At 62.5% G+C, this 26,241-nt stretch carries 20 protein-coding genes; 11 read left to right on the top strand and 9 right to left on the bottom strand.

Annotated elements, in window-relative coordinates; genetic code table 11:
* Positions 1-85: 85 nt before the first annotated feature.
* Positions 86-3,745 (top strand): urea carboxylase, encoded by a 3,660-nt coding sequence (uca, locus tag A9404_RS08250; protein ID WP_066100100.1) that lies wholly within the window; start codon positions 86-88, stop codon positions 3,743-3,745.
* A gap of 222 nt (positions 3,746-3,967) precedes the next feature.
* Positions 3,968-8,350 carry an EAL domain-containing protein gene (locus tag A9404_RS08245; RefSeq protein WP_082922842.1) on the top strand — a complete coding sequence of 1,461 codons (4,383 nt, stop codon included), beginning with the start codon at positions 3,968-3,970 and terminating at the stop codon, positions 8,348-8,350.
* A gap of 17 nt (positions 8,351-8,367) precedes the next feature.
* On the opposite strand, the gene dapE is transcribed toward A9404_RS08245, so the two are convergent.
* Together dapE and A9404_RS08235 are read right to left on the bottom strand one after the other, a co-directional pair.
* Complete coding sequence (gene dapE / locus A9404_RS08240) at positions 8,368-9,516, bottom strand: succinyl-diaminopimelate desuccinylase (protein ID WP_066100094.1); 1,149 nt, start codon at positions 9,514-9,516, stop codon at positions 8,368-8,370.
* Complete coding sequence (locus A9404_RS08235) at positions 9,513-9,857, bottom strand: ArsC family reductase (RefSeq protein WP_066100091.1); 345 nt, start codon at positions 9,855-9,857, stop codon at positions 9,513-9,515. The genes dapE and A9404_RS08235 overlap by 4 nt, the downstream gene beginning before the upstream one ends.
* Positions 9,858-10,012: 155 nt before the next feature.
* On the opposite strand from A9404_RS08235, the gene A9404_RS08230 reads away from it, so the two are divergent.
* Positions 10,013-10,345 carry a cytochrome c family protein gene (locus A9404_RS08230; RefSeq protein ID WP_066100088.1) on the top strand — a complete coding sequence of 111 codons (333 nt, stop codon included), beginning with the start codon at positions 10,013-10,015 and terminating at the stop codon, positions 10,343-10,345.
* A 25-nt stretch (positions 10,346-10,370) separates the two neighbouring features.
* On the opposite strand, the gene nadC is transcribed toward A9404_RS08230, so the two are convergent.
* The gene (gene nadC, locus A9404_RS08225; protein ID WP_066100085.1) at positions 10,371-11,204 is read right to left on the bottom strand and encodes a carboxylating nicotinate-nucleotide diphosphorylase; all 834 of its coding nucleotides are present in this window, start codon (positions 11,202-11,204) and stop codon (positions 10,371-10,373) included.
* 251 nt (positions 11,205-11,455) lie between these two features.
* Between nadC and phoB the strand changes: the two genes are divergently transcribed.
* Both phoB and phoR read left to right on the top strand, forming a co-directional pair.
* On the top strand, positions 11,456-12,148 hold the full coding sequence (phoB, locus tag A9404_RS08220) for a phosphate regulon transcriptional regulator PhoB (RefSeq protein WP_156521289.1): 693 nt from the start codon (positions 11,456-11,458) through the stop codon (positions 12,146-12,148).
* Between the two features lie 95 nt (positions 12,149-12,243).
* The gene (gene phoR / locus A9404_RS08215) at positions 12,244-13,659 is read left to right on the top strand and encodes a phosphate regulon sensor histidine kinase PhoR (protein WP_156521288.1); all 1,416 of its coding nucleotides are present in this window, start codon (positions 12,244-12,246) and stop codon (positions 13,657-13,659) included.
* Positions 13,660-13,665: 6 nt separating this feature from the next.
* On the opposite strand, the gene A9404_RS08210 is transcribed toward phoR, so the two are convergent.
* The 4 genes from A9404_RS08210 to ppk1 all read right to left on the bottom strand — a co-directional run bounded on the left by A9404_RS08210 (position 13,666) and on the right by ppk1 (position 19,219).
* Positions 13,666-15,069 (bottom strand): sigma-54-dependent transcriptional regulator, encoded by a 1,404-nt coding sequence (locus tag A9404_RS08210; protein WP_066100082.1) that lies wholly within the window; start codon positions 15,067-15,069, stop codon positions 13,666-13,668.
* A gap of 42 nt (positions 15,070-15,111) precedes the next feature.
* A complete protein-coding gene (locus A9404_RS08205; RefSeq protein WP_197490311.1) occupies positions 15,112-16,788 on the bottom strand; it encodes a sensor histidine kinase in 1,677 nt (558 codons plus the stop codon).
* On the bottom strand, positions 16,764-17,009 hold the full coding sequence (locus tag A9404_RS13420; RefSeq protein WP_066100076.1) for a PP0621 family protein: 246 nt from the start codon (positions 17,007-17,009) through the stop codon (positions 16,764-16,766). The genes A9404_RS08205 and A9404_RS13420 overlap by 25 nt, the downstream gene beginning before the upstream one ends.
* Positions 17,010-17,143: 134 nt before the next feature.
* Entirely contained in the window at positions 17,144-19,219 is a 2,076-nt protein-coding gene (gene ppk1, locus A9404_RS08195; RefSeq protein WP_066100073.1) for a polyphosphate kinase 1, read from the bottom strand.
* A 262-nt stretch (positions 19,220-19,481) separates the two neighbouring features.
* Between ppk1 and phoU the strand changes: the two genes are divergently transcribed.
* On the top strand, positions 19,482-20,195 hold the full coding sequence (gene phoU, locus A9404_RS08190; RefSeq protein WP_066100070.1) for a phosphate signaling complex protein PhoU: 714 nt from the start codon (positions 19,482-19,484) through the stop codon (positions 20,193-20,195).
* A gap of 183 nt (positions 20,196-20,378) precedes the next feature.
* Here the strand turns inward: phoU and A9404_RS08185 are convergent, their stop codons facing one another.
* Together A9404_RS08185 and A9404_RS08180 are read right to left on the bottom strand one after the other, a co-directional pair.
* Positions 20,379-20,717 (bottom strand): c-type cytochrome, encoded by a 339-nt coding sequence (locus A9404_RS08185; RefSeq protein WP_066100067.1) that lies wholly within the window; start codon positions 20,715-20,717, stop codon positions 20,379-20,381.
* A gap of 226 nt (positions 20,718-20,943) precedes the next feature.
* Positions 20,944-21,609, bottom strand: coding sequence for an energy-coupling factor ABC transporter permease (locus tag A9404_RS08180; protein ID WP_066100064.1), 666 nt, complete (start codon positions 21,607-21,609; stop codon positions 20,944-20,946).
* A 191-nt stretch (positions 21,610-21,800) separates the two neighbouring features.
* On the opposite strand from A9404_RS08180, the gene A9404_RS08175 reads away from it, so the two are divergent.
* The 5 genes from A9404_RS08175 to glnL all read left to right on the top strand — a co-directional run bounded on the left by A9404_RS08175 (position 21,801) and on the right by glnL (position 26,236).
* Positions 21,801-22,232 (top strand): SirB2 family protein, encoded by a 432-nt coding sequence (locus tag A9404_RS08175; RefSeq protein ID WP_066100062.1) that lies wholly within the window; start codon positions 21,801-21,803, stop codon positions 22,230-22,232.
* 29 nt (positions 22,233-22,261) lie between these two features.
* Positions 22,262-22,783 carry a 5-(carboxyamino)imidazole ribonucleotide mutase gene (purE, locus tag A9404_RS08170; protein ID WP_082923027.1) on the top strand — a complete coding sequence of 174 codons (522 nt, stop codon included), beginning with the start codon at positions 22,262-22,264 and terminating at the stop codon, positions 22,781-22,783.
* A gap of 16 nt (positions 22,784-22,799) precedes the next feature.
* Complete coding sequence (locus A9404_RS08165) at positions 22,800-23,927, top strand: 5-(carboxyamino)imidazole ribonucleotide synthase (RefSeq protein ID WP_066100056.1); 1,128 nt, start codon at positions 22,800-22,802, stop codon at positions 23,925-23,927.
* Between the two features lie 132 nt (positions 23,928-24,059).
* Positions 24,060-24,800, top strand: a complete 741-nt coding sequence (locus A9404_RS08160; RefSeq protein WP_066100053.1) for a hypothetical protein — start codon at positions 24,060-24,062, stop codon at positions 24,798-24,800.
* Between the two features lie 314 nt (positions 24,801-25,114).
* Positions 25,115-26,236 carry a nitrogen regulation protein NR(II) gene (gene glnL, locus A9404_RS08155; RefSeq protein ID WP_066100050.1) on the top strand — a complete coding sequence of 374 codons (1,122 nt, stop codon included), beginning with the start codon at positions 25,115-25,117 and terminating at the stop codon, positions 26,234-26,236.
* The last annotated feature ends 5 nt before the right edge of the window (positions 26,237-26,241 follow it).

Below are 26,241 nucleotides of genomic sequence, written 5' to 3'. Positions count from 1 at the left end.
GCGGGACGTCCCGCTGCGGCTCTGAAGCCATGTGGGACGGCCCACACCCAGGGAGTATGCGGCTCTGCTGCCGCACGACAACATCATGTTCAAGAAGGTTCTGATTGCCAACCGGGGTGCGATCGCCTGTCGCATCATCCGGACACTCAAAGAGATGGGCATCGCCTCGGTGGCGGTCTATTCCGAAGCCGACCGACACGCCCGCCACGTCATCGAGGCCGACGAGGCCATCTTTCTCGGGCCCGCACCCGCCAATGAAAGCTATCTGCGCCAGGACAAGATCCTGGACGCCGCCCGGTCGACGGGTGCCGAGGCCATCCACCCCGGATACGGATTCCTGAGCGAGAACGCCGCCTTCGCCGAGGCCTGCGAAGCCAACGGTATTGCCTTCATCGGGCCCACGCCGCAGCAGATGTGCGACTTCGGGCTCAAGCACACCGCGCGCGAACTGGCCGAGCGCAATGCCGTGCCGCTCCTGCCGGGCAGCGGCCTGCTGAACGACGCGGCGCATGCCCTGACCGAGGCCGAGCGGATCGGCTATCCGGTCATGCTCAAGAGCACCGCCGGCGGCGGGGGCATCGGCATGCAACTGTGCTGGAACGCGACGGAGCTGGGCGAGGCCTTCCACTCCGTGGAGCGGTTGTCGCGCAGCAATTTCAGCCAGGGCGGCATCTTCCTCGAGAAGTACGTCGAAATCGCCCGGCATATCGAGGTACAGATCTTCGGCGACGGCCGCGGCAACGTCGTTGCCCTCGGCGAGCGAGACTGTTCCGTGCAGCGCCGCAATCAGAAGGTCATCGAGGAAACCCCGGCACCGGGGTTGGACGACGCCACGCGGGCGCAGCTCTATGAGGCCGCGTTGCGCCTGGGCCGTGCCGTGAACTATCGATCTGCCGGTACGGTGGAATTCGTCTACGACGTCAAGGAGGACGCGTTCTACTTCCTGGAGGTCAACACGCGCCTGCAGGTGGAGCATGGCGTGACCGAGATGGTCACCGGCACCGATCTCGTGGCGTGGATGCTGCAGGTGGCGGCGAACGAACCGCCGACGCTGGACCGCGACGTTTTCGCGCCACAGGGCCATGCCGTCCAGGTGCGCCTGTACGCCGAGGATCCCGGCAAGCAGTTCCAGCCGAGCGCCGGTCTGCTGAATGCGGTCGAGTTCCCGGACGACCAGCCCGCCCATCGCCTGCGGATCGACAGCTGGATCGAGACCGGTACCGAAGTCTCGGCCTACTACGACCCCATGCTGGCAAAGATCATTGCCCATGGCGCGGATCGGACCGAGGCGCTGGCGAATCTCGCCGCCGCCCTGAAGAACACCCGCGTCTATGGCATCGAGACCAACCTCGACTATCTGCAGCAGGTGATTGCCGACGATGTGTTCGTCGAGGGTCGCCAATACACCCGCTATCTCGGCCGATTCGCCTTCAGGCCGCGGACGATCGATGTGCTCTCGCCGGGCACCCAGTCCATGATCCAGGATTATCCGGGGCGGACGGGCTACTGGGATATCGGCGTGCCGCCCTCCGGCCCGATGGATGCGCTGGCGTTCCGCGTCGCCAACCGTATCGTGGGCAATCCGGAGGGCGTGGCCGGGCTGGAACTCACCATCACCGGCCCGACACTGCGCTTCAATGCCGATACCGTGATTGCGTTGACCGGTGCCCGGATGAAGGCCGAGCTGGACGGCGTCGCGGTTGCCTACGGCCAACCCGTCGCGGTGGCCGCCGGGGCCGTGCTCAAGTTGCGCGGCATTCCCGCCAAGGATGGGGGCGGCGGTGGCAGCCGGACCTACCTCGCCGTGCAGGGCGGGTTCGACGTGCCCGACTACATGGGCAGCAAGTCGACCTTCACCCTCGGTCAGTTCGGTGGTCATGCCGGCCGGACGTTGCGGGTCGGCGATGTGCTGCGTTTGAATGCGCCGGGTGCCGATCTCGCCGCCTGCACGCCGGCGCCCGCCAGCCTGGTGCCCGACTTCGCGCGTCACTGGAACATCGCCGTGATGTACGGCCCGCACGGCGCGCCTGACTTCTTTACCGACGAGGACATCGCCACCTTCTTCGCCACCGACTGGGAAGTGCATTACAACTCCAGCCGCACCGGCGTCCGCCTGATCGGCCCGAAACCGGCCTGGGCGCGCCGGGATGGCGGCGAGGCGGGCCTGCATCCCTCGAACATTCACGACAACGCCTACGCCATCGGCGCCGTCGACTTCACGGGCGACATGCCGGTGATCCTGGGGCCGGACGGTCCGAGCCTCGGCGGTTTCGTCTGCCCGGTCACCATCGTGCAGGCCGAACTGTGGAAGATGGGCCAACTCAAGCCGGGCGACACGATCCGCTTTCACTGTATCGACGTGGCCGAGGCCAATCGGCGGGAAGCGGCACAGGATGCCGCCATTGCGGCGCTCGCCGCGTTCGATCACACCGTGACGGCGACGCGGACGGCCGGGGCATCCGCGTCGCCGATCCTCTACCGGAGCGAGCATGCCCACGCCCAGAATGCGGGCGAGCCGGTCGCGGTCTGCTACCGACAGGCGGGCGACAAGTATCTGCTGGTGGAGTACGGCCCGCTGGTGCTGGATCTGGATCTGCGTTTCCGGGTGCATGCACTGATGACCTGGATGCAGGAAGCCCGCGTACCGGGGATCCTCGATCTCACGCCCGGCATCCGTTCCCTGCAGGTGCACTACGACAGCCGGATCATCACCCAGTCCGATCTGCTGGCAGCGTTGCGAAAAGCAGAGGCCGAACTGCCGGCCATCGACGACATGGAAGTGCCGAGTCGCATCGTGCACCTGCCCTTGTCCTGGGACGATCCGTCCACGCAGCTGGCCATCGAGAAATACATGCAGTCGGTGCGTCCGGACGCGCCCTGGTGCCCCAGCAACATCGAGTTCATCCGCCGCATCAATGGACTGGACAGCATCGACGCGGTGCAGAAGATCCTGTTCAGCGCCAGTTACCTCGTCATGGGGCTGGGCGACGTCTATCTCGGCGCGCCTGTCGCCACGCCGATGGATCCGCGCCATCGCCTGGTGACCACCAAGTACAATCCGGCCCGTACCTGGACCCCCGAAAATGCCGTGGGCATCGGCGGCGCCTATCTCTGCGTCTACGGCATGGAAGGGCCGGGCGGCTACCAGTTCGTCGGCCGCACGGTACAGATGTGGAACCGCTACCGTCAGACCGCCGATTTCACCGACGGCAAGCAGTGGCTGCTGCGCTTCTTCGACCAGCTGCGCTTCTACCCGGTCTCCTCCGAGGCGCTGGCAAAGATGCGTGAGGAATTCCCGCAGGGTCGCTTCAAGCTCAAGATCGAGGAAACCGTGCTCAAGCTGCGCGACTACCGCGCGTTCATCGAGGCCGAGCGCGCATCCATCGACGCCTTCCAGCAGCATCGTCATGCTGCTTTCGAGGAAGAGCGCGAACGCTGGGTGGCGACGGGGCAGGCCCATTACGAGGCGGACCCTGCCGGCGATGCGGCAAGCGCAGATGCCGGGATCGATCTGCCGGAAGGCTGCGAGGCGCTGGCCTCACCGGTTACGGGCAGCGTGTGGCAGGTAGCGGCGAAACCCGGCGATCGCGTGGCCGCGGGACAGGCCCTGGTGGTGGTCGAGGCCATGAAGATGGAAATCGCCATCGAGGCCGACGAAGCCGGCACCGTGGTCGAGGTGCTCTGCGCCCAGGGCACGCCGGTTTCCGCCGGGCAGACGTTGCTGGTGCTCCGGCCGGATGTCTGATTTTCGGGTCGCGGCGAGTTGCCTGCGGTATCCGCTCATCCCCACCTGTCCAGAAACTTCCTTCATGACCGTGGGGTAATTCCTGTTGCGCAATTATGTGGCGAATTTGCCGATCTGATACATTGGCGTCATCTGTTTTAGGGATAACGCCTGAATGCCGATGTGTGTTGTGATCACCCCGATTCTCGACCCGTTTCGGAGCCGACCAAGGGCCAGCGATCGATGCCGCTGAACCGAGTCGCCCGGAGGGAGAGCGGGGTGCTGCCGGGGTGGCTCCTGCTGTCCTTTCTCGGTCCTTTGCTCCTGGTGGGGGTGCTCAGTCTCTGGGTGGAGTCCGAGCAATATCATCTCGAGAATCGTGAAGTCACCCAGGATGCCAATCAGGCCGGTATGACCTACGGCGCCCAGATCGCCAACCGCCTGATGGCCCATTATGCCGAGCTGGAGTTCGTGGCCGTCGAGCTGATCGGGTCCGGCAACGACCCGACGACACCGGATGAAAAGACCGTGCAGACGCTGCGCCGCTTCATGGCGACGCACCCCGGTTTGTATGCCTTCAATGTCCAGTCCGCCGACGGTAACCGAATTCTCTGGTCGACCAAGCACCAGTCTTCCGACCCCATTGATTCGGGGCGCGACTTCACGGCCCTCGCGGGCAATGCCAACCTGATGTTCGGACAGGCACAGTTCGCGCCCCGGATCGGTTTTCATGTGCTGACCACGCGCTACCGCTTGCGAGACGCATCGGGCAAGACCCGTTACTTCGTGGGGACGCCCTACCGGCTCGACTATCTCCTGGCGGGCGTGGTCACGCGCATTCCCTGGGACTTTGCGGTGATCGACACGCGGGACGGAAGCGTCCTCGGTACCTGGCGGCGGGACCGGGTCGAGTTCGATCAGCCGGATCTGGCACGATTCGGCAAACGCCTGCAGATCAGCGGCTACCCGTTGGCGGTCCGGGTCGCCTGGCCGAAAGGGCTGGTGCGTGAACGTTATCTCGAGGCGGCGCCGTCGCGCTGGGTGTTCGAGGTCGGGGCCTTGCTGTTGCTGTTGCTCGCGGTCTACTGGGTGACGGCGCTTCTGCGGCGACGGGCCCAGGATGCGTTGCGTCTGCAACGGCTGAGCGACTTCAATGCCCTGTTGGCGCAGGCCAGTCAGGTGGTCGCCGACAGCGTTCGGGAAGATGATCTGTTCCAGGCAATTTGCGATCTCGCCATTCGTTATGGTCATCTGAAATTGGCCTGGGTAGGGCGCCCGGACGATGCGCAGCGTTTCCAGTTCATCGCTGCGGGGGGCGATGTGTCGTATATCGACGGACTGTTCATCTCGGCGGACCCCTCGATTCCTGAAGGTCAGGGGGCCGGTGGGCGTACCTGGCGGGAGGGTCGGGCCTATTACAGCGAGTCGTTCGGCGCGACCGTAACGCTCAAGCCTTGGCAGGCACGCGCCGAACGATGGGGGCTGCGTGCCGGTGCCACGCTGCCCATCCTGCAGAATGGGCGGACCGTGGCCGTCCTCGCCGTATTTCACGAGCGCGCCAACATCTGGGACGATGACCTGCGTCGGCTGCTGGAAGATCTGGCTCAGGCCATTTCCAACGGTCTGGACCGGTTGGAGGCTGCCGAACGCAAGCGTCAGCTCGAACAGGATCTCGAACGTGCCCGGGTGTATCAGCGCACCCTCTTCGAACGGAATGCGGCCGGTATCCTGATCATCGATGCCCAGCGCATCATCGTCGACGTGAATACCTCCCTATGCGAGATGACGGGGTTTCCGGCCGAGGTGCTGATCGGGCAGAGCCTGGCCATGCTATACGCCGACGACCGGCCTTTCGACGATTTCGCCGACTTCTACGAATCCCGGATCCGTTCGGAAGCCTCGATTCAACTGATGATGTCGCTGCAGCGCAGCAATGGGGAGACCCTGACGGTTCAAGCGCTGGGCACCAAGATCAGCCTGCCGCAGGGCGGCAGCGGCGTGTTGTGCAGCATGATCGATATTACGGCTTTGCAGGAAGCGCGGGAGCAGGTCCAACGCCAGGCATTGCACGATATCCTCACCGATCTGCCGAACCGGCGGGCGCTCGACAACCATTTGCCCCTGGCGATTGCCCGTGCCCAGCGCAATCAGGGGGTGGTAGCCGTTGGCATGATGGATCTCGATAACTTCAAGCCGGTCAACGATACCTGGGGGCATACGGCCGGAGACCGGTTGCTCAAGGAACTGGGGTTGCGGCTGAAGAACCACCTGCGGGAGACGGATCTGCTGGCCCGGCTCGGGGGGGACGAGTTCGTGATCGTCATCGAGGACCTGGATGCGGATCATGCGGCCGAGCAGCTATCTCGGGTGTTGGATCGTCTGCACCGGGCCGTCGAATCCCCCTTCGACGTGGCACCGGGCGCTCAGGCCGTCGTGGGGCTGAGTCTGGGGGTCGCGCTTTTCCCTTTTGACGGGACGGATGGGGACAGTCTCATTCGTCTGGCCGATGCAGCGATGTATCGAGCCAAGCAGAACAAGCAGCATCGACAGAATTGGTGGCAGCCGAGCGTGTCGGAGATCGACGAGGCGGAAGCATTGGCGGAAGATGCGTCGTTCGATGTCTTCGGCGAGGATGCCAACGCCCTCCTGGCCAAGTCGCAGCCGTACCTGAAGCCTGTGACGGATCGTTTTATCGAGCATTTCTACACCGAACTCAGCCAGGAAGCGCAGATGCATACGATTCTGCGCAACTTCACCACCGAGCAGGTCCGTTCTTTGATGACGCAGCAGGCGGCCTATCTTCAGTTCCTGCTTGCTCCGTCCACGACGCAGGCCATGATTCACGATCGTGCGCGCCATGTCGGACAGGTTCATGCCCTGGTCGGGGTGTCGGCCGTCTTGTTGACCCAGATGCTGTCGCTCTATCGCCGCCTGCTCAGCGAGCAGCTCAAGGAGTTTCAGCTGCCCACCGGGACGCGGTATCGGCTCCTGCAGACGGTGGAAGCGCGACTCCAGGCGGACCTGGAAATCCAGCTCGACATGGAGGGCCGGGTGCTCAGCGCCTATTTCGATCATCTGTCGCGTCCCATGCCGGCGGCCGGTACGTCCTGGATCGAGGCCAGCGCCCTCGACATCGACTGGCTGGGCGATTTACCCGGCATACAGGGCGCCATCCTGATGCGCTTGAGTCCGGAAGGGGTCTTCACGGTGGAGCGAAGTGCAGGCCCGCATGGCGGGCGCATCGCGGCGGTGCTCGGGGAGCCCGGGCGGGAAGCGGTAGTCGATCCCGACTCGCCCCGGGGGCAAGGGCTCAGTGCCCAGGCCTGGCGAAGCCTCCAGATACTGAGCACACCCTCCTATGCGTTGGATCCTCGCTATCGTGCCTGGCATAAGGTGGTCGAGCCACTGGGCCTGCGTTCCGCCCTGAGCGTACCGCTCCTCAATGCTGCCGGCCAAGCAGAGGCCGTTGTCAGTCTGTTCGGTGCCTACCCCAACCAGTTCGAGTCCGCGACGATCCAGCATTTCGCACGGGGCTTGCAACAGCGCTGGGAGCAGATCTGGCAGCGTTGTTCGACCCCGGCCCCCGTCATGCCGGAGGATCAGGCCATCGGATTGCGTCGTGCCCTCTTCTCGGGGGGGCTGCGCATGTTCATGCAGCCGGTTATCTCCCTAGCCACGGGTCGACTCGTCAAGGCCGAGGCGCTGGCCCGACTGCAGATGCCCGATGGGCAGATCATCCCCCCGGGCGTGTTTCTGCCGTTGCTCGGCCAAGCCGACCTGGATCATCTGTTCCGATTAGGGCTTGTCGCAACGCTGACCGAACTCACGCGATGGGATGCGGCGGGTCTGTCGATCGATATCGCCGTGAACTTGCCGCCCAGTAATCTCCTGGATGCCGAATGCCCGCGCTGGGTCGCGGAAACGTTGAGCCGGTTCAATGTCGCGCCGGAGCGGCTGACGCTGGAACTGCTGGAGACCCAGAGCATGGATGTGGCGCATCAGGACAGGACGATCGCCGCCTTTCTGGATCTCGGCGTGAAGCTGGCGATGGACGACCTGGGCTCCGGTTACAGCAGTCTGCTCCGTCTCTCCAAGGTGCCGTTCCACACGATCAAGATCGATCAGGGGCTCTTGCTGCATATCCGGGAAAATCCCGTTCAGGCGATCAGCCTGATCGCGTCGATCCTGCAGATGGGTAAGGATTTCGATCGGGAAGTCGTGGCCGAAGGTCTGGAGGATCTCGGGATGATCGAAGCCGTGACGCAGTTGGGTGCCGTCTTCGGACAGGGGTTCGGTATTGCGCGCCCCATGCCGGCAGACGAACTGCCTGCCTGGCGCCCGCCGGAGGGACTCCCTGTCGATGCCCGGGAGATCCGTACCTTCCTGGGGGCGCTGGCCTATCAGTGGCGCATGATGCATCAGAAGCGATCCGGTCACGGACAGCCCGAATCGGGATGCCCGCTGATGGCGTTCCTGCGCGCGTCTGGTCGAACGGATCCCGACGCGGCAGAATGGCATGCACAGTTGCAGGCCGCGCCATCAGATCCGGATCTGGCGGCCCGGTTGCTTTCCTGGCTGTCTGAGCAGGTCCACGAAGAGCAGGCGCGCGTCACCTGCCTGCGTTAGACCGACAGTCGCACACCCTAAGCTGTGCGCAGTTCCTGAAGGATGCGCTCGTAAATGGTCGACAGCGTGATCAGGTGTTCGGTGGGTACCTGTTCGTCGATCTGGTGAATGGTGGCGTTGAGCGGCCCGAGTTCGACCACCTGGGCACCCGTGGGGGCGATGAAGCGGCCATCGGAGGTGCCCCCGGCCGTCGAAGCGGCCGGCGTACTGCCGATGATCGTGCCGACGGCGCGTTCGACAGCCTGGACCAGTGCGGCACTTTCCGTGAGAAAGGGCGCACCGGACAGTTGCCAGTCCAGCGAATAATTCAATCCATGCTTGGCCAGGAGCGCGGTGACGCGTTCCTTGATCGAGTCCACGGTAGTCTCGGTGTTGAATCGGAGATTGAACTGGATGTTCAGGGTGCCGGGAATGACGTTGTTGGCACCCGTGCCGGCCTGAATGTTCGCCACTTGCAGGGTGGACGGCGGAAAATGCGTATTGCCCTGATCCCATTCGATGGCCGTCAATTCCGCCAGAAACGGTGCGGCGCGATGCACGGGGTTGTCGGCGAGGTGTGGATAGGCGACATGCCCCTGCTTTCCCCGTATGACGAGATTGCCGGTGATCGAGCCGCGTCGCCCGATCTTGTATTCGTCTGCCAATCGGTGTTTGCTGGACGGTTCGCCGACCAGGCACCAGTCGATCCGTTCCCCTTGTGTCTTGAGCCAGTCGACCACCTTCACGGTGCCGTCCGTCGCGCGCCCTTCCTCGTCGCTGGTGATCAGGAAGGCCAGTCGGAACGGTGGGGTTGGCGTGTCCGCAAGAAATCGTTCACAGGCGGTGACCATGGCGGCAATCGAGCCTTTCATGTCGGCCGTGCCACGTCCGAACAGGATGTCCGCGTGAATCTCGGCAGCAAAGGGCGGGTGCTGCCAGGCGGATTCGTCACCGGTGGGCACCACGTCGGTGTGGCCCGCGAAGCAGAACAAAGGCCCCGTCTCGCCCCGGATTGCCCAGAGGTTGTCGACGTCACCGAAGCGCAGGTTGTGGATACGGAATCCAAGCGCGCTCAGGCGCTCGGCCAGCAGCGGTTGGCAACCGGCATCCTCCGGCGTCACGGAGGGGCGCGAGACCAGTTCCTGGGCAAGGGCGACGGTGGCGTCGGCGTGACGACGAGGGCTCATGCGCCTACCTCCTGCCATTGTTCCGGGTCGAAGCCGATCAGCGTGGTGTCTCCAGCCACCAGGATCGGTCGTTTGATCAGGCTGGGGTTGGCCAGCGCGGCCGCGCGTGCGCCGGCGGCGTCCATGCTGGATCGTACCGCCTCCGGGAGCGCACGCCAGGACGTGCCGCGTCGATTGATCACAACGTCCCATCCGAAACGATCGATCCACTCGTCGAGCAGCGCTTCGGGGACGCCCTTTTTCTTGTAATCGTGGAACGCGTAGTCGACCCTCTGCTCATCCAGCCAGGCTCGCGCCTTCTTGACCGTGCTGCACTGCGGTATTCCGTAAACTGTCATCATGTTAATCATTTGTTCTGGCAAGTGAATTTGATTGGTCTGGATAGGAAAGTTTGATTTTTCCGTCTGTCGCGCCGGTCTAGACTGGGCTGTCATGATCATCCGGTTTTCGAGGGCGATTCTGCCCTTCGGACCCTTCAACCGAGGAGTGTGGCCTCATGAACCAGACCGCTTTGTCGCATCGTCGAACCGTCCCTATTTACCTGGTGGCGAGCCTCGCGCTGGGATTGGCATTTGCCCAGCCCGCCTCGGCCGATCAGCATGATCCGAATTGGGGCGCCTCGCTCCACGAGGCCGAGTGTGCTGGCTGTCACAAGACGCCCCATAATGCCGCATTTTACGAGTCGCGCCGTGGCAAGAAGCTGAAAAGCCGGGCCAGTGTGTTCACGATGGTTCAGTCATGTGCCAACTACTTCAATATAGCGTGGTTCGATGAGGAAGTGGATGCCGTGACCAGCTACCTCAACACCAAATACTACAAATACGACTGATCCGGGCCGAGCGCCGAGCAGCGCGTCAGGGGTGATCGAAGCGCAGCGAGAGATCGATTGCCCGAATATGTTTTGTCAGCCCGCCGATCGAAATGAAATCCACGCCGGTTTCGGCGATGGCCCGCAAGGTCGTCAAATCGACATTACCTGAAGCCTCCAGCTTGGCACGGCCCTGATTCAGTACCACCGCTGCGCGCAGGCCATCCAGATCGAAATTGTCCAGCAGGATCCGGTCCACCCCGATGGACAGGGCCTCGTGCAGTTGGGCGAGGGTTTCGACCTCCACTTCCAGCGGCAGATCGGGATGGATCTGGCGACTGGCCTGGACGGCAGCCGTAATCGAGCCCGCGGCCATGATGTGATTTTCCTTCAGCAGAACCATGTCGTAGAGACCGATGCGGTGGTTCAGACCACCGCCGCAGGTTACGGCGTATTTCTGTGCATGACGCAGACCCGGCAACGTCTTGCGGGTGTCGAGAATGTGCGCCTGGGTTCCGGCGACGATATCGACGTACTGCCGCGTCACCGTGGCCGTGGCGCTGAGGGTCTGCAGGAAGTTCAATGCGGTCCGTTCGGCCGTCAGTAGCGCACGCGCCGGTCCCGACAGCGTGCACAGCACGTCGTTGGCGGCGACCCGGTCGCCATCCTGCTTGAGCCAGTCGATCTGGATGCGATTCGAGACGCGGCGGAAGGCCGCCTCCGCCCAGGCGAGGCCGGCAAGCACGCAATCTTCGCGGGCAATGATCCGGCCCGTGTTCTCCTGTTCGATCGGGATCAGGCGGGCAGAGACGTCCCCGCTGCCAATATCCTCTTCGAGGGCTCGGGTCACGTCGTCGGCAATGTGTTGGGGGTCGATCATAGTTGCGTCATCCGAAGGCGGGACCGGTACTTTACTGCGCGTTTCGGGTTCGGGCCAGTCGGATGTCCGAAAATCGATTGGTGTCGGGCGCCTATTGTTGTCCCGTCAAACCTGTGTGGAAACAGGGCGCCCGAAAGATGGGGGCGACCAAAACCCCCCAGCTGGATGTTTTCAATCGATTGTCATATTGTCATATTCATGTCACTGCACTGAGGTTCAATGGTCATTACAGTGCAACACGAGTAGCGAGCATGGTGCGCAAGACAATTCTGATCGTTGAAGATGAAAAACCCATCCGCGAGATGGTGGCTTTCGCATTGGGGCGCGCGGGCTATGATCTGGTCGAGGCGGGCGATGTCGCCGAAGCCTTCGAGCAATTGTCCCACAAGTTGCCGGATCTGGTCCTGCTTGACTGGATGCTGCCCGGTGCCAGCGGTATCGAGTTCGCCCGCCGCATGAAGCGCGACGAACTGACACGGGATGTGCCGATCGTCATGCTCACCGCCCGGGGCGAAGAGGAAGACAAGGTCAGTGGCCTGGAGGCCGGTGCCGACGATTACATCACCAAGCCATTTTCTCCGCGGGAGTTGATGGCGCGGATCAAGGCCGTTCTTCGTCGGGTTTCCCCGGAAGGTGAAGGCGGCGTGATTGAGGTGGCGGGCCTTCGTCTCGATCCGGAGAGCCATCGGGTGACCGGCGGTGACGTGGACATCGAGATCGGACCGACCGAATTCCGTCTGCTGACCTTCTTCATGACGCATCCCGAACGCGTGTTCAGCCGGACCCAGTTGCTGGACCGGATCTGGGGGCGTAATGCCTACGTCGAGGAGCGTACTGTGGATGTGCATATCCTCCGCCTACGCAAGGCCCTGATGCCGAGCGGGTTCGATGCACTGATCCAGACGGTGCGCGGTGTCGGCTATCGCCTGTCGAGCAAGTCCTGATCGGGTTCGGTATATCATTTTCCGATCGTTGATCGTGGCGCCGGGGTCGAACTGACCCCGGTTTTGTTTTTCGTCTTCGCCCGCGAGAGTTTCAGTTGGCCCAGAAATCCGTTCCCTATCCCCCCACCTCGTCATCTCCAACGGATGTGCGACAGGGGCAGCGTCCCGCGCGAACGCTTCGCCTGAGCGTGGCGCGCTGGCGTCAGGAGCTGTTGGTGGTCGCACTGTGCGTCGGCGTCGGTGCGCTGGTGTTTCTGATCCTGGGGCAGTGGGGCTGGTCCGTGGCGGCGGCGCTGGCCGCGTACAACCTTTCCCTGGTCTATCGATTGATCCGTCTCGCGCGCAGTGCCCGACGGCATCAGCGGGGTCTGGCGGTGTACGGGATGCCCGGGCTCGTCCAGGATCGCCAGCGCCGCATCCGGACGGCATGGCGCCGGCGTCAGCGAAAACTCGTCGAACTGCTCAAGCGATACCACCATTCGGCCATGTCGGTGCCGGATGCCATGGTGGTGCTGACCCCCACGCGCGAGATTGAATGGTTGAACGACGCGGCCTGCGAGTTATTGAGCCTGTCGCGTGGGGATACCGGATTCCGCATCGACAATCTGATCCGGAGTCCGAGTTTCGTGCACTGGCTCAACGAGCAGGGCACGAGCTTGGAGTTCCAGTCGCCGGGCGACGAAAATCGCGCGATCAGCCTGCGCATGGAGCCATACGGCGAGGATCGCAATCTGCTGATCGGTCGGGACGTCACGGCGCTCTATCGGCTTCAGGGCGTCCGCCAGGACTTCGTGGCCAACGTGTCTCATGAGTTGCGTACGCCGTTGACGGTGCTCGCCGGTTATCTCGAGACCCTGCTCGACAGCGAGGAGGACGCCTCGAGCGAAATGCATCGCATCCTGACGAACATGCATCAGCAGTCGGAGCGGATGCGCCGGATCGTCGAGGATTTGCTGCTCCTGTCGCGTCTGGAAACGACCCATCCCGACGAGGAGTACTTCGAGTCGATCGATATGGCGGGCCTGCTGGGCATCATCGCGCACGACGCGCAGCTGTTGTCCGGGCCGGAGCAGCATGAAATCGTGCTGGAGGTGGATCCGCAGCTCTGGCTGGTGGGCATCATTCGCGAGTTGCACTCAGCACTCTCGAATCTGGTGTTCAACGCGGTCAAGTACACGCCGGGCGGCGGGAAGGTCACGATCCGCTGGTTCGCGAATGGCAAGGGGCAGCCCGTATTCGAGGTTCAGGACACCGGTATCGGCATCGAGCCGCGCCATATTCCCCGGTTGACGGAGCGGTTCTACCGGATTGACGTCGGCCGTTCCCGTGCTCGGGGCGGGACCGGGTTGGGTCTGGCGATCGTCAAGCATGTCATTCTGCGTCATGACGCCCAACTGGACATCACGAGCCAGCCGCACTTGGGCAGCACGTTCCGGGTGACCTTCCCGGCATTGCGTGCAGAACGTCATCGGATGGCGTCAGGCAGTGGCCCGAACGTCAACAAGGACTGATCCCGGTTATTCCACGCCCCATTTGCTCAGCCGATAGCGCAGCTGCCGGAGGGTCATGCCCAGTTGCCGGGCGGCCTCGCTGCGATTCCACCGCGTATCTTCAAGGGCATTGAGAACCATGCGCTGTTCTTCCGCCTCGAGGGCATTGTGCGGGGCCTGTCCAAAGTTGAGGCTGGGCAGGCCGGGGATTTCCAGATGCGCATCCTGGGCGGGCAAGTGTGCGGCGGGGGTCATGAGGGAGTCCGACAGGACTTTTCGGGTCAGCCGATCACCGTCACTGAGCGCCATCGCGCGCTCGAGCCGGTTTTCCAGCTCACGGATATTTCCCTCGAACGAAAGCGAAGCGAGCCAGCTGAGGGCGTCAGGCGTGATGTCCATCGGTGCGCACTGCTCCCGGGCCGCGAGCTTGTCGAGAATGTGTCGGCAGAGGATCGGCAAATCGTCGAGGCGATCTCTCAGGGGCGGGACCTTGAGTTCGATGACGTTCAGGCGGTAGAAGAGATCGTGGCGGAAACGGCCTTCGCGCACGGCGGCTGCAAGATCCTGGTGGGAGGCCGAGAGGATGCGGACGTCGACGGGAATCTCGCTGTGCTCGCCGACGGGGCGTACTTTCCGCTCCTGAATCACGCGCAACAACTTCACCTGGAGACTCAGCGGCAGCTCAGCAACCTCGTCCAGCAGCAGTGTCCCCCCCTCGGCCGCCCGGAACAGACCGCTGTTCGATTGGTGGGCGCCCGTGAAGGCGCCTTTCTTGTGACCGAACAGCTCGCTTTCGATCAGGTCTGCGGGGATGGCGCCGCAGTTCACCGGGACGAACGGTCCATCTGCACGACCACTGCGCGCGTGAATCTGACGGGCAACCAGTTCCTTGCCCGTTCCGGATTCGCCATGGATGAACACCGGTGCCTGGGAGCGGGCAACCTTGTCGATGGTCATGCGCAGCGCCTGCATGGCGCGTGACTCGCCCAGCAGTGGCGAGGCATCGACCGGTGCTTCGGTCCGACTGATGGGGGTGTCGTCGGGTTCTGTCGTGGCATCAGCAGCCCGGCGTTTGAGCGCATCGCGCACCAGGCGTTTCAGTACCAGCTGCTCGATCGGTTTGGAAACGAAATCGAATGCCCCCGCCTTGAGGGCGCGAACGGCGGCATCCACCTGGCCATGCGCGGTGATGACGGCGACCGGGAGGGTCGGAAATGTGTCGCGAATTTCCTCCAGCAGATCGAGACCATCCCCATCCGGCAGCCGCATGTCCGTCAGGCAGAAATCGAGTTCCTCACCCGCTGCGTCGAGCAGTTGACGCGCTTCTGCGAGATCGGCCGCCAAATGGCAGGTGATACCGTCGCGGCCGAGCGCAAGGGCGATCAGGGTGCGGATGTCCGGTTCGTCGTCAATGATTAGGCAGGCGGGCATGAGCGGCTTCCATGGGCTGTGCTGGGGTTATAGCGTCGGTTGTCAGTCAGGATTTTCGGTCCATTCGGGCGCCTGGAGGCAGAAGCAGCAACCCGTCGTCTCGTTGCTCTGTGCGCGTGCATAGAGTTGCGCGCCATTGGCCAGCGCCAACTCGCGACTGATGTAGAGGCCCAGCCCGATACCCTGATTGTGGGTGGTCATGAATGGCTCGAAAAGCGCATTCCTGACCTCTTTCGCCAGCCCCGGACCGGTGTCGCAAACACAGATCTCGATCATCTCGGGATCCTGTGTGCCTTCGCGTATCTCCAGGCGCAGTTGCACGGCACCATCGCTGTCGCGACCGTGTCGCTGCGCGTTCATGACCAGATTATCCATGATTTGTCCCAGGTGCATCAGGTCGAAACGAATCAGGTGCTTACCGGGCGAAAGAGTGGGGACCTGCCAATGGACGTTGTTCGCTTCCCAGTCGAGTCGGTGCAGATTCACGAACTCGCCGAGCCAGGTGGCCAGATCGATTTTCGCCGGTTGTACATTGGGTCGTCTGGCGACATCCAGCACGCCCTCTACCAGCGTATTGATGCGGATGCTGTGGCGAATGATGATGGGGATGAGTTGTTCCCGCTCCTCCTCGGTTTTGGTGTCCGCGAGCAGCTCGGCCGCCTGGCGGATGGAGGACAACGGGTTTCTCACTTCATGTGCGATGCTGGCGGTCAGTCGCCCCAGAGAGGCGAGCTTGTTCTGCTGCACGCGTGCATCTTCGGCGGACAAATCGATCAGGACGACCAGGTAGCGGGGGCCGAGTTCGGTATCCAGCGCATGGAATTCGGCGCGGAATCGTTGAGGCTGGCTCATCTCGACGGAATGGCCGTCCCGATGGCTGCCCTGCCAATCCTCGAGTGCGGCGGCGAGTGCGGCGTGGGTGTCCTGCAGGCGCATTGCGGCACCGCTCCGGGCAACGTGAACCTTGGCGGGTGATCGGGGTTCGTTGCGACATTGCGCACCCAACAACTGGCAAGCGGCGCTGTTGATGTAGTCAACCTGCCCGTTCGGCTCGCTGATCAGAACACCATTCGAGGATTGCTCGATGATCTGGACGGCCAGCGTCGACAGATAGTTGACCTCCTGTTCGCGGCGCCGGGTAATACGTTCGAACCGTTGGGCGCGTTGTTCGAAGGTGGCGACCAGTATGGTGACGACGAACAGAGCGAAGCCGAGAAAGCCGGCGGCAGCGAACTGGCGCTCGGATTGCCCGAGCCAGGTGCTGAAAACCGCCTCACCCAGTACGGCCAGTGAGGCCAGGGCGGCATAACCGATTGCGGCACTGCCGCCGAGCAGGACGGCGTTCAGGCCCACCGAGATGATCATCAGCAGCGCCACGCCCCCGCCCGGCCCGCCTGAGGCGTGCATGATGAGGATGAGCACCAGGAGATCGCCCAGCGCATGGAGGTGGGCCTGAGGGCGGAAGGGCATGACGTGCAGTTCGAGGAGGAACTCGAAGCCAACGGACATCAGCAGGTAGCCCCAGGCGGCGAAGGCGTACAGATACAGGTCCTGCTGCCCCAGGACATGCGGACCGCGACCGGTAATCGCGGCGGCGACCAGGGCGAAGGACAGGAGCACCCGATAGGCATTGACGAGGCGGATGCCGCGCCAGTTATCCCGCTCTGGTGGTGAGAGGGTGGTGCCCCAGTGCATCAGGTTGCCTTTTTCCCGAGCCACTTTTGTGCGTGTTCCTGGCTGCAAAAGAACTCGCCATCCCGCTGGATCGATTTTTCGATCGGCAGGTAGACGCCGCATTGACGGCAACGGACCGATTCGAAGGTGCGGGGCTCCGCTGCCGTCTGCGCGGGAGCGGACGGCAGGTTGCGTCGCTTGAGTCGGAAGGCGACATAGCCAATCGCTCCGCCAATCAGGGCGATCCAAAACAACAGCTTGATCATGGCATTCTTCTCGGTCGCTCAAAGATGCTCGGCGTTCGTTGAGTCCGATTCTTCGGTGGCCGATACGCTTAGTGTGTCACATTTTTAGGGCGAGAATCATCCTTGGTTCAAGCGCCGTGCCGGGGTTTCCGAACTTAACTCAGGTCGTCCAGCAGGGATTGCTGGGCTGAGCGCGGCTTCGCGTTATGGTGCCGCTTCACGCGGGTGTAGACGCCATCCGGTCCCAGGGTCCAGGCGCCGGTATTGTCTGCGAGGTATCGCTCGAACGCTTCGTTCATGACGCGGGCCTTGATCTCTGGCGCATCGATCGGGAAGCAGCTTTCCACACGGACGAAGAAATTGCGCGGCATCCAGTCGGCGCTGGAAAGGAAGAGTTCGTCATCCCCGTCGTTGAGGAAGTAGAACACGCGCGGGTGCTCCAGAAACCGCCCCATGACGGACCGGACGTGGATGTTTTCTGATAGGCCGGGCACGCCGGGCTGCAGACAGCAAACGCCACGAATGATGAGTTCGATGTGCACCCCTGCCTGGGATGCCTCGTAGAGCGCCTCGATGATTTGTCGATCGATCAGTGCATTCATCTTGGCGCGAATCAGGCCCTTGCGCCCGGCCAGTGCGTGGTCGCGTTCGCGATGAATCCGTTCCAGCATGCCGCTATGCAAGGTGAAGGGCGACTGAAGCAGGCGCTTCAAGCGCATGCCCCGCCCCAGGCCGGTCAGCTGCATGAACAGCTTGTTGACGTCGTCACCGAAGAAGCGGTCGTCGGTCAGCAGGCCGAAGTCGGTGTAGATACGGGCCGTTCCGGGGTGGTAGTTCCCTGTACCCAGATGCACGAAACGTTTGAGCCGGGAACCGTCCCGCCGGAGGACGAGCGCCATCTTGGCGTGTGTCTTGTAGCCGACGATGCCGTAGGCGACATAGGCGCCAGCCTTCTGCAGGCGGGTGGTGATGTCAATGTTTGCTTCTTCGTCGAACCGTGCGCGCAGTTCCACGACGGCTGTCACTTCCTTGCCTGCCCGGGCGGCGGCCTCCAGGGCGTCGACGATGGCGGAATCTCGGCCCGTGCGGTAGAGGGTCATCTTGATGGCAACGACCTTCGGGTCGCTGGCGGCCTGGCGGATGAATTCGATGATCGGCAGGAAGGATTCGTAGGGATGGTGGAGCAGAATGGCGCCGCGCTGCTCGATGGTTTCGAAGATGTTGCTCTCCGGGCCGAGCTCGCTCTTGATACGGGGGGTGAACGGTGCGTCCTTGAGGTCAGGTCGGCTCACGAGGCCGTACAGGGCCATCAGGCGATTCAGATTGACCGGGCCGTGCACCTGAAAAACCGCCTGCTCGCCCAGTTTGAAGCGATCGCAGAGGAAGTCGATCATTTCCTGTGGGCAGTTGTCGGCCACCTCGAGGCGGACTGCGTCGCCGTAGTTGCGCTCGAAAAGCCCACCCTGGAGTGTTTTGAGCAGATCCTCGTCGTCGTCGACGTCGATGGCGAGATCGCTGTTGCGCGTAACGCGGAACTGGTAGCAACCAGTGACGGTCATGCCGGGGAAGAGCTCGTGCACATGGGCATGAATGATCGAGCTCAGGAACACGAAGCTTTCCTCGCTGCCCGCAGCCTCCTCATCCATCCGGATGATGCGGGGCAGCGCCCGAGGTGCCTGGACGACGGCCATCCACCCTTCGCGGCCGTAATCGTCGGTGCCCTCCAGGGAAACCACGAAATTCAGCGACTTGTTCAGAATACGCGGGAAGGGGTGGGCCGGGTCCAGCCCCAGGGGGGTCAGCAAGGGCAGCAGTTCCCGCCGGAAGAACTGCTTGACCCACAAAGCCTGCGCTTCATTCCAGTGCGTGCGGCGCAGGAAGTGGATGCCCGATTCTGCGAGTGACGGGATGATTTCGTCATTCAGGGTGTGGTATTGGTCCCGGACCAGCTCGTGGGCCCTGGTATATACTTGGCTCAATTGTTCGACGGGCGTGAGTCCGGAGTCGTCGGGGCGATCGATGCCGGCGCGGCGTTGCTGGGTGAGCGATCCGACGCGCACCTCGAAGAGTTCGTCGAGGTTGGCTGACGAAATGCAAAGGAACTTGAGGCGTTCCAGCAGAGGCAGGGACGTATCCTGAGCCAGTTCCAGAACGCGTCGGTTGAATGCGATCAGGCTCAGCTCCCGATTGATGAACACCGGGGATACGGGGGCGGGAAGAGTCTCGGTCATAATTTCGCAACGTGTTTGGAATAAAATATAGCCGGGTTTCTGGCGGCCTGGCCAGCAGCGTTCAGGGTCCCTCGGGCGATCTCCGGTTGACAGGCCTGCGGCGCCCGCTGGGCTTTGCCGTCAGCGGGGCAGACATGTCAGGATACAAACCTTTGCACGCGCTAGGCAACATTCTTCATTATGCCTTTGGCAGGTGACAGTACGGTGAAGAGCGCGGCCGTCGTCGTTGATTATCTATTCGCACTCAGGAGTATGTACGTTCATGGATCCTTTCACTGGCACCCCTCATACGCTGACGCGCTATGACGACGATCTCAATGCCCTGCGCACGTTGTTGATGAACATGGGCGGGGTGGCAGAGCAGCATTTCGCCGACGCCATGGCCTACCTGCTGGATGGCGATGCTTCGCGCGGCGTGCGGGCGATCAAGCAGGATTACGAAATCAATCAGCTGGAAACCACCATCGACGAGTTGGCCATCCAGATCATCGCACGTTATTCACCGACGGCCATCGATCTGCGCGGCATCATGTCGATCGTCAAGGCGATCACCGATCTGGAGCGTATCGGCGACAAGTCCGAAAAGCTGGCGCGCATCGCCGAGGAAATCGGTCCGGTGCTGCGTACGACGGATTTCCCCGATCATCTACGGGTCATGGGGCGAATCGTCGGTGGCATGCTGCACGATGCGCTGGATGCCTTCGTGCGGCTGGATCCCGTTGCGGCTGAGGAGATCATTCGCCGGGACACCCATGTGAATCAGGAATACAATGCCGTCCATGAAGTCTTGTTGAAGTTCATGACGGACAATCCGAATTCGGCCGATACGAGTTTGCGGATGCTGTCCTGCATCCGGGCGATCGAGCGGATCGGCGATCACTGCACGAACATTGCCGAATACGTGATTTTTCAGAAGAAGGGTGCCGACGTGCGTCATAGCGATATCGCTCGCGACAAGCAGCGTACGCAAATCTGACCGGGGGAGCGTGACCGGGGAGCGGGTAGATATCTGTTTGCCCGCCCCTTTTGCCGATGACACGCGGCTCCCTAACGAAAAAGCCCCGGATTCGGGGCTTTTTTCATGTCGCCGGCATGGCGCTCGGCGAATCTTCCTGTCCGCAACCCGTTATTGCCATGGCAAGACGGGTCGTGTTGGGAATTACTTCAGGGTGGCGATGTACGCGCCCAGGTTTTCCATGTCCTGATCGGACAGGCCGGCCGCGTTCGGGGCCATGATGGCGTAGTTCGGGCCACCCAGGTTGTGCTTCTTCAGCGTGGCCATGTCGCCCGCCTTGAACGCAGCCAGGGTCGTCTTGATGTCAGCGGCGGACATGCCGGCCAGCTTGGGGAACATGCCCTGACCCTGGGCCTGCATGCCGTGGCAGGAGGCGCAGGATGCGTCGAACAGGGTCTTGCCTGCAGCGGCGTCGCCACCGGCCATTGCAGCGCCGGAAGTCATCAGGCCTGCGGCCAGCATCAATACGGTCATTTTTTTCATCGAACTCTCTCCTGAAGGGTCGGTTGCACGTAAATTCTACTGAAACATTATTCGGCCCACATCTGTGGGGCGGTCCGGATGGTCATCCAAGTTTCATGCCAAAGGGGGCGGGGTGGAAAACCGGCCTAATAATCATAGGTTATCTCATCCCGGTATGCGCGGTTGGCCGGTGCCGAATTGCAATTTGCACAGTCGCAATCCGGTTTGCAACCCCGGAGCCAATTTCCTAGCCGGGGAAATAACGTGATTCGTCGAATGAAATGACCCAGGTCGGCGCCAGAAGGGCCAGCGCCGTCATGATCATGCCATTGACGATGCCTTCGGGGATGGTCTGAAGGAGCGAAAGGGGCAGGTAGCTCTCCCAAAGCGTACTCCAGGTGTAGAGACCAAGGGCCGTCATCAGCAGAGCGGTGACCAATGCGGCGGCCAGCACGCCGAGGCAGGCGGACAGGAATACATCCACAAACAGATAGATGAAGAGGTTCGGTGGCAGGTGGCGTTGAGCGCCGCGGGCGACCAGCGTCGTGATCAGCACGGGCGGGGCGATCGTGCCCAGGAAATCGATTCCCAGTCCGGCCCAGCCCTGGTGCCCGAGCAGGGCCAACATAATCAAGGCTGCCGTGCCCGCGATCAGGGCGAACGGCCAGCCGATCAACAGGGTGACGGCCGTCAGTCCGAGGAAGTGTACGGAAAGGCCGGGCAGCGTGTCGGCGCGCAGGAGCCAGAGCAGAGTGAGGCCAAGGATGCTGGCGAGGATCAGGTTCAGCCGAACGGGCACGCGGATCAGCGCGCGCCAGGGTGCCCGTTGCGCGGCAAACCCCAGTGTGACAAGCAGGCTGAGCCATCCGATCAGGGTTGCGGTGTTCGAAAGCAGGCTGTCGGGCAGATTCATGGTGACTCCGGTGTGCGAGGGGCTCGCGAATCCTCTCTGGTCGCCCCATTTTGCCCGGCAAGGCAGGGTGAATGCTGTAGAACCTGCGGCGATGCATCAAAGAGCGTCGCCGGTTCTGGGGCTCTTTTCTTCGCCGGGGGCTTGGTGTTTAATGAGGCGCTTCTATCACCAGCCGTCCGACAGGAAATTCCATGACTATCGCCCAAATCACTGTCCATATCCATGGGCTTGCTGTGCTTCTTTCCTTGATCGGGTTCGTCCTGCGCGGGTTGTGGATGCTGACGGACTCCGTCCGGCTCAAGGCCCGCTGGGTCAAGATCACGCCCCACGTCATCGACACGATTTTGCTGCTGAGCGGTTTGATGGCGGCGTACCTGATGTTCTGGCGCCATGGCGTGAACCCCGACTATGTGACGGTCATGATCGTCGGGCTGATCGTGTACATCGTGTTGGGCCTGTTCGCCCTGAAGCTTGGCAAGACCAAGGCGGTTCGCGGTAGCGCCTGGGTCGCGGCCATCGTCCTGTATCTGTATATCGCCGCGGCGGGCGGCATGAAGACGGCGACGCCGTTCATGTCGGCACCGGCCACGACACCGGCGGTCCAAACGGGGGTACAGGGATGAGCGCACCTGCCGCGTCCGATGACCTGAATATCGCGGCCAATCATGAATCGCCGCTGGTCGGCGTGGTCATGGGGTCCCGGTCCGACTGGGAAACCATGCAGCATGCCTGTGCGACCCTCACGGCACTCGATATTCCCTTTGAAGCCGAGGTGGTTTCGGCACATCGAACCCCCGACCGGCTGTTCAGTTACGCAGCCACGGCGGCAGAACGAGGGTTGCGGGTGATCATTGCCGGCGCGGGCGGGGCCGCGCACCTGCCGGGTATGCTCGCGGCCAAGACGCGCATTCCGGTTCTGGGGGTGCCCGTTCAGTCGAAGGCGCTTTCCGGTTGGGATTCGCTGCTTTCCATCGTGCAGATGCCGGCCGGCATCCCTGTCGGTACCCTTGCCATCGGTCGCGCCGGTGCCGTGAATGCCGCACTGTTCGCGGCGGCGCAGTTGGCGACGACGGATGCGGCGCTGGCCGACCGGCTGGATGCCTATCGCTCCGCGCAAACGCGATCGGTGCTGGCGTCGGCAGATCCGCGCGTGGCGCCGCCGATCGCCCCATGAAGCGGGCGGCAGGCGTATGAGCCATCCGGCGGTAGGATCGGGCGTAGCTCCGGCCCAGGCCCACATCGGGGTCATCGGTGCGGGGCAGCTTGGTCAGATGCTGGCGTTGGCGGGTATCGCCATGGGCCACCGCTTCACGTTTCTGGACCCGGGGGCGCAACCTCCTGCCGCTCGTCTGGGGCGACAGATTCAGGCGGAGTACGATGACGAGCGCGCGTTGGCACAGCTTGCGGTCGAGTGCGACCTGATCACGCTGGAGTTTGAGAACATCCCGGTTTCCGCGGTGGAGAGCGTGAGTCGGCACAATCGGATCAGCCCGGGCGCCAAGCCGCTATCCATCGCTCAGGACCGGGTTCATGAGAAGCAGTATCTGGCGTCACTGGGTGTGCCGGTCGCAGCCTATCGCGCGGTGGACTCCCTGGCGGATCTGCATGCCGCATTGCAGGAAATCGGTTATCCGGCCATTCTCAAGACCCGTCGACTCGGTTATGACGGCAAGGGTCAGGCCGTCATTCGTGCGGCGGATGACGCGGCCGCTGCCTGGTCCGCGTTGAGCGGACACGCGGCGATCCTCGAGCAGATGATTCCTTTCGATCGCGAAGTGTCCATCGTGGCGGTGCGGAGCGCCTCGGGCGAGATGGCGTTCTATCCCGTGGGTCAGAACCGTCATGAAGGCGGCATTCTCTATCGTACGGACATCCTGCCGAACGATCCGGCCCAGGCCGATGCGACGCATTATGCCCGCCGGGTTCTGGAAGGGCTGGACTATGTCGGCGTCATGGCTATCGAGTTCTTCGAGCGGCAAGGTCAATTGATTGCCAACGAAATGGCGCCCCGGGTCCACAATAGCGGCCACTGGACGCAGAATGGTGCCGTTACATCGCAGTTCGAGAATCATCTCCGGGCGATCCTTGGCTGGCCCTTGGGCGCAACGGAGAGTGTCGGGCACTGCGTGATGCTGAATCTGATCGGCACGATCCCGGCGCGGATGGGCATGCTCGCGATTCCGGGCGTTCATGTGCATGATTATGGCAAGGAGCCGCGGCCGGGCAGGAAGCTGGGGCACGTCAACGTCACGGCGCCGACGCGCGCGGCGTGTATCACCCGGGCGGAGGCGGTGTCCCGACTCATCCAGGGTGCCTGACGGTTTCCGGCGGGAACCGGATATCGTTCGCGCCGTCTCAAGGATTCGAGCGGCTGCTTGCCGGGCGAGACATCGGTGTTCTGTATCAATCGGTGCTTGATCGTATTCATCTTCTGTCATGGAGGCCAAGTGATGAACGTTCCAAACGCACTGCGGGACGGGTTCCTTCGTCCGCGTCGGATTCTTTCGTTGGGACTGGTTGGCTGTTTGATCGCCGCTGCCCTGGCCGCCGCTCAGGCGGAGACGATCTATACCTACACGAACAGCCAGGGAGATCGGGTGTTTACGGATGAGCCGACCAAGGGCGCGCGCAAGATTCATGTCGACCCGCCACCGCCCATTCCGTTGACGCCCATCAATCTGCCGCCGGCTACACCACCGCCGTCCGCGCCCGTCGGGAGTCAGGCGGCGCCCCAGTCGGCGCCCCAAGCCCCCCTGGTACCCTCTGTTCAGATGCCGGTGACCGAGGCGCCGGCATCCGGATCCGGGCCTCGAGCCGAACCTCCGACTGTGCTGCCGCCGAGTGCATCCAAACCGGCGCCGCTCGTGTCGACGACGGTATCGCCGGCGGCAGGGGGGCATTATCAAACCCTGTCGATCTCCGAGCCCCATTCGGGGCCGGTTGCAGCACATCCCGGAGGCACGATCTTTGTGCAGGTGCAAATCACGCCGGCACTGGATGTGTCGGCCGGGGACCGGATCCGTATCGTGATTGACGGTGAGGACAAGGTGGAGGATTCGACGGGGCATCGCTTTATGATCAGTGGCTTGTCGAATGGTGAGCACACATTGATTGCTCTGGTCTCGCGCCAAGGCAAGAACATCTTTCAGTCGTCGCCGGTCGTGATTCATCTGACTGGCGCAGCCAGCTAGCCCTATTCGGGCGAAGGGCATCTTTCGGGTGCGGGGTTTTTCCGCACACCGCCTTTGAATGCACCAAAAACACACACAATACGGCGCATTGGGCACCATATTGGTGCCATGGCGTCGCTGAAATTGTATATTTCCGGTCGTTTGGCCTCCGGGAACGCGAAAATGATTTCTGTGTCGTTCCTTTTTTTTGTGCAGTTTGCTGATTGTTAAGGGTTTATTTTTTTGCCTGAACAAGGGTGGCGGTCTTAGGCATATATTTTGCGTTTGTCCGCCTATCGAACCTTTGCAGGGCAATCTAGGAAATCGGAGCCACTGTGACCCAGTCTGTGATCAATTCGCCCATACGTCCGGCGCGCCTGGCGGATGCACTGAATACCGCCATTGTGGTTTTGGACCGGGCGGGGCAGTTGCTTTACCTCAATTCCGCGGCGGAACAATTCTGGGATACGAGTTATGCCTCTGTGCTGAAGCAGGGCGGGCAGTTCTTTTTCGCCATGAATCCGATCCTGGCGAATGCCGTGGAAGAGGCGCGCGCCTCGCAGCAGGTGGTGACGTTGCGCGAGGCGGAATTGATCGTGCCTCACGGGCAGACCCGAATCGCGGACTGCGCGATCACCCCGGATCCGAGTATCGAGGATGCCGCCATCCTCATGGAGTTGACCGATATCGAGCGCCATGTGCGGATTTCACGCGAGGCGCAACTGCATGCCATGCAGTTGTCCACCCGGCAACTGGTCCGTGGGCTGGCGCATGAGTTGAAGAATCCGCTGGGCGGGTTGCACGGTGCGGCCCAGTTGCTGGAACGCGAGTTGCCCAACGCCGGATTGCGCGAGTACACCAAGATCATCCTGACGGAAACGGAGCGTCTGAAGAATCTGATCGACCGCATGCTGGGCCCCAGCGATCGGCCACAGAAGAGCAGCGTCAATATCCATGATCCGCTGGAGCAGGTGCGGCGACTGCTCTGCATCGAGGCGGAAGACTGCGTGCTGACGACCCCCTTGCGCTGGAAGCTGGACTTCGACCCCAGCATTCCGGAGATCGTGGCGGATCGCGATCAGCTGATTCAGGTTCTGTTGAATCTTGGACGAAATGCCCTGCAGGCATTGAGCGAGAGTCAGGCGCCCGAACCGTGCATCTGTGTGAAGACCCGGGTGCTTCGCCAGTTCACGATCCACCAGCAGCGCCACCGCCTGGTTCTGAAGATCGATCTGGAAAACAACGGCCCGCCCGTGCCCGAGAACCTGGTTGAAAGCCTGTTTTTGCCGATGGTCAGCGGCCGCGCCCACGGGAGCGGGCTCGGCCTGTCCATCGCCCAGACGATCGCCGAACAGCATCAGGGCATGATCGAGTTCAAGCAGAAACCCGACACCGTCCAATTTTCACTGATATTACCGATACACCCCGCGCCCAAGCCGCATGAGGCACGACAATGATGACC

The organism is Halothiobacillus diazotrophicus, from assembly GCF_001663815.1.
GTDB classification, from domain to species: Bacteria; Pseudomonadota; Gammaproteobacteria; order Halothiobacillales; family Halothiobacillaceae; genus Halothiobacillus; species Halothiobacillus diazotrophicus.
The sequence above is the reverse complement of the archived record's forward strand: the minus strand, read 5'-3'. Positions and strand labels throughout refer to the sequence as shown.

What these genes read in the sequence shown, in the direction of transcription:
- A9404_RS08245 (WP_082922842.1), top strand. Translation starts at nt 3,968, where the DNA reads ATGCCGCTGAACCGAGTCGCCCGGAGGGAGAGCGGGGTGCTGCCGGGG.
- A9404_RS08160 (WP_066100053.1), top strand. Translation starts at nt 24,060, where the DNA reads ATGAACGTTCCAAACGCACTGCGGGACGGGTTCCTTCGTCCGCGTCGG.
- A9404_RS08235 (WP_066100091.1), bottom strand. Translation starts at nt 9,857, where the DNA reads ATGATGACAGTTTACGGAATACCGCAGTGCAGCACGGTCAAGAAGGCG.
- phoB (WP_156521289.1), top strand. Translation starts at nt 11,456, where the DNA reads ATGGTGCGCAAGACAATTCTGATCGTTGAAGATGAAAAACCCATCCGC.
- A9404_RS08210 (WP_066100082.1), bottom strand. Translation starts at nt 15,069, where the DNA reads ATGCCCGCCTGCCTAATCATTGACGACGAACCGGACATCCGCACCCTG.
- A9404_RS08180 (WP_066100064.1), bottom strand. Translation starts at nt 21,609, where the DNA reads ATGAATCTGCCCGACAGCCTGCTTTCGAACACCGCAACCCTGATCGGA.
- uca (WP_066100100.1), top strand. Translation starts at nt 86, where the DNA reads ATGTTCAAGAAGGTTCTGATTGCCAACCGGGGTGCGATCGCCTGTCGC.
- A9404_RS08175 (WP_066100062.1), top strand. Translation starts at nt 21,801, where the DNA reads ATGACTATCGCCCAAATCACTGTCCATATCCATGGGCTTGCTGTGCTT.
- dapE (WP_066100094.1), bottom strand. Translation starts at nt 9,516, where the DNA reads ATGAGCCCTCGTCGTCACGCCGACGCCACCGTCGCCCTTGCCCAGGAA.
- ppk1 (WP_066100073.1), bottom strand. Translation starts at nt 19,219, where the DNA reads ATGACCGAGACTCTTCCCGCCCCCGTATCCCCGGTGTTCATCAATCGG.
- nadC (WP_066100085.1), bottom strand. Translation starts at nt 11,204, where the DNA reads ATGATCGACCCCCAACACATTGCCGACGACGTGACCCGAGCCCTCGAA.
- A9404_RS08230 (WP_066100088.1), top strand. Translation starts at nt 10,013, where the DNA reads ATGAACCAGACCGCTTTGTCGCATCGTCGAACCGTCCCTATTTACCTG.
- A9404_RS08185 (WP_066100067.1), bottom strand. Translation starts at nt 20,717, where the DNA reads ATGAAAAAAATGACCGTATTGATGCTGGCCGCAGGCCTGATGACTTCC.
- phoU (WP_066100070.1), top strand. Translation starts at nt 19,482, where the DNA reads ATGGATCCTTTCACTGGCACCCCTCATACGCTGACGCGCTATGACGAC.
- A9404_RS13420 (WP_066100076.1), bottom strand. Translation starts at nt 17,009, where the DNA reads ATGATCAAGCTGTTGTTTTGGATCGCCCTGATTGGCGGAGCGATTGGC.
- A9404_RS08165 (WP_066100056.1), top strand. Translation starts at nt 22,800, where the DNA reads ATGAGCCATCCGGCGGTAGGATCGGGCGTAGCTCCGGCCCAGGCCCAC.